This window comes from Piscirickettsia salmonis LF-89 = ATCC VR-1361, from assembly GCF_000297215.2.
GTDB classification, from domain to species: Bacteria; Pseudomonadota; Gammaproteobacteria; order Piscirickettsiales; family Piscirickettsiaceae; genus Piscirickettsia; species Piscirickettsia salmonis.
The window spans coordinates 1-6,443 of sequence record NZ_AMFF02000109.1; the positions used below are offsets into that span (position 1 = coordinate 1).

At 42.4% G+C, this 6,443-nt stretch carries 5 protein-coding genes and 1 pseudogene; 3 read left to right on the forward strand and 3 right to left on the reverse strand.

Annotated elements, in window-relative coordinates; all coding sequences use genetic code 11:
• Positions 1 to 97 precede the first annotated feature (97 nt).
• Both C200_RS10605 and C200_RS14270 read right to left on the reverse strand, forming a co-directional pair.
• A complete protein-coding gene (locus tag C200_RS10605) occupies positions 98 to 955 on the reverse strand; it encodes a PIG-L deacetylase family protein (protein WP_016211372.1) in 858 nt (285 codons plus the stop codon).
• A pseudogene (locus tag C200_RS14270) lies at positions 942 to 1,854 on the reverse strand (BadF/BadG/BcrA/BcrD ATPase family protein). The gene C200_RS10605 and the pseudogene C200_RS14270 overlap by 14 nt, the downstream one beginning before the upstream one ends.
• Positions 1,855 to 2,050: 196 nt before the next feature.
• Here C200_RS14270 and C200_RS10615 point away from each other — a divergent pair.
• A complete protein-coding gene (locus tag C200_RS10615; RefSeq protein ID WP_016211368.1) occupies positions 2,051 to 3,442 on the forward strand; it encodes a sugar porter family MFS transporter in 1,392 nt (463 codons plus the stop codon).
• 46 nt (positions 3,443 to 3,488) lie between these two features.
• A complete protein-coding gene (locus C200_RS10620) occupies positions 3,489 to 4,532 on the forward strand; it encodes an SIS domain-containing protein (RefSeq protein WP_016211369.1) in 1,044 nt (347 codons plus the stop codon).
• Between the two features lie 42 nt (positions 4,533 to 4,574).
• Here the strand turns inward: C200_RS10620 and C200_RS10625 are convergent, their stop codons facing one another.
• Entirely contained in the window at positions 4,575 to 5,018 is a 444-nt protein-coding gene (locus tag C200_RS10625; RefSeq protein WP_016211370.1) for an Rrf2 family transcriptional regulator, read from the reverse strand.
• A gap of 132 nt (positions 5,019 to 5,150) precedes the next feature.
• Between C200_RS10625 and hmpA the strand changes: the two genes are divergently transcribed.
• Positions 5,151 to 6,341, forward strand: coding sequence for an NO-inducible flavohemoprotein (gene hmpA, locus C200_RS10630; protein ID WP_016211374.1), 1,191 nt, complete (start codon positions 5,151 to 5,153; stop codon positions 6,339 to 6,341).
• The last annotated feature ends 102 nt before the right edge of the window (positions 6,342 to 6,443 follow it).

Here is a 6,443-nt window from a genome sequence, read left to right on the forward strand (position 1 = left end):
CCTAGCGTTTCAGAGTGCGTTACCGAAGCAACAGGAGCGTATTATACAGACCAAAATCCTACCGTCAAGGGTTAATTATGATTTTTTACAACTTTTTTTAGTCTTGCGATAATGCCGTCAATGTCGTTGTTAGACTATGGGCAAAGCGCTCTACAAACCCTCGCACATAGTCTTCAACAGTCAGCATAGGGTTTTCAAGCAAAGGCATCACATCAATAGCATAGGTGACTCCCTTTACGTCATCCACAGCATGAGAATGAGAAAATGTTGCATGAGCTAAACGCCGCCCCAATACTGCTTGATCATAGCGCTTGCCACCACTGACTTGAGAGTCAAAAACCTGCAATAAAGCCAAAGCAAGCTCCCGAGGCTCATCAGATTTAAGAGCAATTTTTTCTTTATCACAAACCCAGTCTAAATCTCGCCAAACTTCACAGGCATACACTACTTTTGGCCTGATTTTTTCAGGCAAACGCCGTAACGCCGCCAGTGACTTTAAGAAAACAGCCACATGTGTATCATGCTTATCCATCGGATTATGCAAATAAACAACCTCAGGTTGCGTCTTGATTAAAATCTCCTCAAGCTCGTCAACTAAAGGTAGTGCCGATGTGTTTTTTACCTGATGACTGGGATAAGCCAATTGAAATTGAGCGCTATACTCACCTAATTTTGCCGCAGCGCGCTGCTCTTCAGCTCGAACCTCTTGCATTTTCTTATCCGTATATTCGGCATAATCACCTGCGCGCGGACTACCGGCACCATCGGTCACCACCACACCACAAAACCCGCGCTCAGCCTGTTGGTAACATTCGGCAATGCCGTGAAAAGCAAGAATTTCTATATCATCTTGATGTGCTGCAATGGCTAAATGACTCGTACGCGATAAGGCATTGGCGATAGAACCACCCCCTGGAATAAAAAGGTCTGCACCAGGCTCACTAAATTTTATCATGCTCAATTCCTAATAAACCAATAACGGTTGAATCACCTAATTCTACATAATTTTTTATCATTTTATAGCCTCCCCACAGCGCATCACCGCAAGGCTCAACCAAACGCTCTTGTATAGCATAGCTTAATAGTGGCTTAAATTTATGCGCCAACCCTCCCAGCAAGCATAACGGCAATGCCTCATTATTACCTTGATAAAGCCGCCCAATCATCATTTCAATGTCACTAACGGCCGCTTCAATAATTTGTTTTGCATAAACATCACCGTGGTCAAAGGCATCGAATACATCTGGCGCAAAACGCGCAAACTCAGTTTTACTCGCACTGACACCAAACTCAGCAAGCCTGGCAATATTTTGATCAAACTTTTCAGCAAGGCGCTCAAGCAAATAAGAACATGACTGTCGACCATCAAGAAAACGCAATGTCACTTGCAAAGCAGCAAGGCCAATGCCTGCACCACCGGCTCGATCATCCAAGGGAAAGCCGTAGCCACCGACATGCTGAACTTCTTCTTTATCAATTAACCAGCCAATACAACCAGTGCCCAAGATCAAAATAGCGCCATCATCACCATAAACACGCCGTATGTGCATCTGATTGCACCACCACGTCTGATCCAAGCCTCGAGACTTGTTCTAAAAAACTATGGCGGGCCTTCGGAATTTCTAATCCAGCAATGCCAATACCAATCGGTAACTGGTCACTCTTAGCAAAACCTGCTTGAGATTTTGCCTGATTAATCGCTAAAATCAGCGCCTGCATGGCTTGATCAACACAAATAGATATGTTTGAAGCCCCCTGTACAGACTCACCTAACACACCGCCTTCATCATTATAAACTCTCGCCCGTGTTGAGGTGCCCCCGCCATCAACACTGATATAGCAACGCTTACTCATGCTTGTCCTTTATTGATCTATTGATAAATTTCAAGAAAACTCATCCCAGTTTAAAACAAAATATGTTTTAAGCGTAATATTTTAGTAATTTTTCTACAAGAATAAAAAATATCCTTGCTAGGCCACATAAACTCTAGTAATTTTACTAAATCTTATTTATTTTCGTGTTAATGATAGTGAAAGGTTAGGATCTCCAATGGATACAGCAACACACTCAAAATCATCTTCTTTTTCATTATTTATTACCTTTTTTGCCGCAATCGGCGGCATTCTTTATGGCTACGATATCGGCATTATTAACGGCGCACTACTCTATATACAGCATGATATTCACATGTCAGCAGCGCAAACATCATTTATTGTCGCCGCCGTGCTCGGCGGGGGTGCATTGTCAACCTTAATCACGGGCTACTTGGCCGACCGCTTTGGCCGTAAACACATGATGATCACGGCAGTCGCCATCTTCCTCGTTGGCGTTGCTTTTTTAGCAACTGCACACAACTACAACGTACTACTGGTCGGCCGACTCATTCAAGGCATTGGTATTGGCATTATCACTATTATCATTCCACTTTATCTCAGTGAGGTTGCTCCCAAACATCTACGTGGACGAGGTGTTTGCTCCTTTCAAGTATTATTAAGCGCGGGCATTCTACTGGCCAATGTCATTGCTTATTTTTTTGCTAAAGCCGGAATCAGCTGGCATATGATGTTCTTAAGTTCTGGCATTCCTGCCGTGATTTTAGGTACAGGCTTACTCTTCTTGCCTAAATCACCACGCTGGCTGGTATTTAAAGGCCATATTCAACAAGCCCGCCAAACCCTTGAGCACGTTTACCCCAAAGAAACCGCTTCACAAGAATTAGAGCTTATCTGCAGCAGTCACAATAAAAATAACTCGGCCTCAATCAGCGCTCTTTTTCAGCGCAAATTTATTTACCCACTGACGCTTGTCTTTAGCATTGCCATTTTAAACCAACTGACAGGCATTAATTCTATTTTGCAATTTAGTGCAACACTCTTAAAAGGCGCTGGCTTACAGTCTGATCTTGTAGCAATTTTAGGCAGCATCTGGATCACCGTCGTTAATTTCATTATTACCATTATTGCCATGCTATTAGTCGATAAAGTCGGCAGAAAGCCCTTATTAACGATAGGAACTGCTGGAGTCACAGTCGCTTTATTATTATCAGGCATTGCATTTATTTACCTGCCAGAAGGCATAACAAAAGGACTACTCATTGGGATAGGCTTACTCGTTTATGTTTTCTTCTTTGCGCTTGGCCCAGGTATCGTGGTCTGGATTGCCCTCTCTGAACTATTACCCAACTCAATTCGCAGCATTGGCATGGCAGTTGCTCTCTCACTCAACTCACTCGCATCCACCCTGCTTGCTTCAAGCTTTTTACCCTTAGTCAACCACATCGGCTATGGCGGCATTTTTATACTCTGTGGATTTTTTACTGCAATTTACTTTTATCTTGCTTACTTTAAAATGCCTGAGTCAAAAGGCAAAAGCCTAGAAGAAATTGAAAGTAGTTATAACGCAGCGGCTCAACCGGCAACAGCCACACCCCATATTAAGTAAGTAAGCGATTTATCATAATTTTATAATTTAAGGAGACTGACTCATCATGACTACGTTTATGGCCAAAGAAACCCGTTATACCCCTCTTTGTATCGAGAGCCAGCTCAAAGAAAATAATACGCTATGGCAAGAAATTGCAGCGACCATTAAAAAACGTCAGCCACAATTTGCCATGACCATTGGCCGCGGCAGCTCAGACCACGCCTGCACCTTTGCAAAGTATCTGCTCGAAACTCAATATAATCTAGTCACCGCCTCTGCAGCACCTTCCACACGCACCCTCTATCAAGCAAATTTACAACTTAAACATGCCTTGGTTGTTGCGATCTCCCAATCCGGCCAAAGTGCGGACCTCTGCGAGATGATGGCACATGCAAAAAAACAAGGTGCAACAACTATTGCTATCGTCAATCAAACCGCATCTCCTTTAGCAGATTTAGCGGAATTTGTTATTCCAATTCATGCCGGTGAAGAGAAATCCGTTGCAGCAACGAAAAGCTATATCGGTGCATTAGCCGCCTTATTACAGCTTACCAGCACACTCTCACCACACATTGACCTGCCCTTATCTGCCTTGCCTGAGTATTTAAGGCTAGCCCTCGATAGCGATTGGAGCCAAAGCCTACCTATATTTAAAGATGCGAAAACCACACTCATCGTCGGTCGCGGTTATCAATTCCCCATCGCCCAAGAAGCCGCATTAAAGTGCAAGGAAACCGCTATGTTGCACGCTGAAGCCTTCAGTGGCGCTGAGGTCTTACACGGACCGTTTGCTTTGGTGCAAAATAACTATCCAGTCCTGTCTTTTATTCATAAAGATGCTTCTCAACAACAAATGGTCGATTTAATTCAGCGTATTCAACACACCGGCGCTCAACCCATTACCGCAACAGCAGGCAACTTGAGTCATTTGGATCAGCTAAAAACTCACAGCAAAGAAGTCATATTATTGCCACATAGCTTACATCCACTGCTTGACCCACTGATCACCATCCAAAGCTTTTATGTCTTTATCGAACAATTAGCTCGACTTCGTGGTTTTAACCCAGATGAGCCTTTAAACTTATCTAAAGTCACTTCGACTAAATAGAGCATCAGGCGCCTAGCGCCTGGCTAATTTCTTATTACTTACTCAGCTTAAAGAAAAGCCAAATAATTGCACTAATTCTTCTTGCTGACCACCTAGCACATCGGCAAGATGATAACCATCAAATACCGCCAAAAAGCTATTTAACGCCTCAGCCAATACCCCTTTGAGCCGACACGCCGCTGCGATTTTGCAACCCGGCTTAGCATTGGTAAAACACTCAACCAAGTCGAAATGCGGCTCGAGCTGACGAATCACTACACCTAAATTAATCTTCTGTGGGCATTCGGCAAGCTTAATACCGCCCCCCTTGCCTCGAGACGTCTCAATATAGCCCAGCTGACCTAATTTATGAATCACTTTACGTAAATGATTAATTGATAAATTATAATTTCTACTAATTTCATCAATCGAGCTACTACTGCCTTTTTTACAGGCTAAAAAAATTAAGACACGCAATGAATAGTCAGTAAATTGAGTTAATTGCATAAAGATCTAGCCTTGCATTAAACATTCATTTAAGATACATTTTTAAAACATGTATTTCAAATACATTTTATATGGCTAAAATTTAATTTAAATAACAAATCCAATCTAGCGATTATTTTAAGGAACATAGAGATGCTCTCTGAACACACCAAAACTATCATCAAAGCCACTGCCCCTGTTATGAAAGAGTACGGCCTCACCATTACACTACGCATGTACGATATTATGTTCGCCCGTTACCCTAAAACCAAAACACTGTTTAATCAAACCCACCAAGAAAATAAGCAACAACCACGTGCTCTAGCCAACTCTATTTATGCCTATGCGGCCAATATCGATAACTTGGATGCGCTTAGCGATACAATTGAGCTGGTTGCACATAAGCATGCATCATTAAACATTCGCCCAGAACATTACGATATAGTTGCCGAGTGCTTAATTCAAGCGGTGAAAGATATTTTAAAAGAAGCGGCAACCACAGAAATCATCAGCGCCTGGACAGAAGCTTATACGTTTCTTGCCAACGTCTTTATTAACCGAGAAGAAGAGCTATATCAATACGATAGAAATAAAGCCGGCGGCTGGAATGGTTTTCGGCCATTTATTATCACCGATAAAGTAAAAGAGTCCACCCATGTTTACTCCTTTTACCTGCGCCCTCAAGATAACCAACCTCTGATCGATTTTCAACCCGGTCAATATATCGCCTTACGCACTCACCTAAACAATACAACCATTACACGTAACTACAGTCTTTCTGCAACTGATCATAGCAATCATTATCGCATCAGTGTCAAACGTGAAGAGCAAGGCCAGCTCAGTCCTTTATTACATGATCAGCTTAATATTAATGATACTGTAGAACTCACGGCCCCTAAAGGCAACTTTACCTTAAATAATCTAGAGCAAACTAAACAGCCGATTGTTTTCATCAGTGGCGGCATTGGTATTACCCCTTTATTTGCCATGCTTGAAAAAACACTGAACACACCAGCCAGCCCTCAAATCACCTTTATTCATGCCACAGAAAATAGCAAAACTCATACCTTCAAAAATCAACTAGCAGACTATAACAGCCAACACGCAAATCTTCTAAAGTCTTATACTTGCTATCACCAACCCTTAGCCCAAGACCAGTGTGACCTTGCAGGTACAATCAACCAAGATTGGCTTAGAGAGAAACTACCAAAGAGCCCAGCCGATTACTACCTCTGCGGTTCACCATTATTTATGAAACACATTTTTCAACAATTAATCAGCCTTGGCATCAATGAAGAGGCCATTCACTATGAGTACTTTGGGCCTTTAGAGCAAATGAATTAATCGTCAAAAGAGCAACCAGGAGCCATTATCTATCTGATTGCTCTATTTAACATAATGTTTTTTAGCACAGTAAGTAAGGAAGGTCGTAAGCGTCGCTACCTC

What these genes read in the sequence shown, in the direction of transcription:
- C200_RS10605 (WP_016211372.1), bottom strand. Translation starts at nt 955, where the DNA reads ATGATAAAATTTAGTGAGCCTGGTGCAGACCTTTTTATTCCAGGGGGT.
- C200_RS10615 (WP_016211368.1), top strand. Translation starts at nt 2,051, where the DNA reads ATGGATACAGCAACACACTCAAAATCATCTTCTTTTTCATTATTTATT.
- C200_RS10620 (WP_016211369.1), top strand. Translation starts at nt 3,489, where the DNA reads ATGACTACGTTTATGGCCAAAGAAACCCGTTATACCCCTCTTTGTATC.
- C200_RS10625 (WP_016211370.1), bottom strand. Translation starts at nt 5,018, where the DNA reads ATGCAATTAACTCAATTTACTGACTATTCATTGCGTGTCTTAATTTTT.
- hmpA (WP_016211374.1), top strand. Translation starts at nt 5,151, where the DNA reads ATGCTCTCTGAACACACCAAAACTATCATCAAAGCCACTGCCCCTGTT.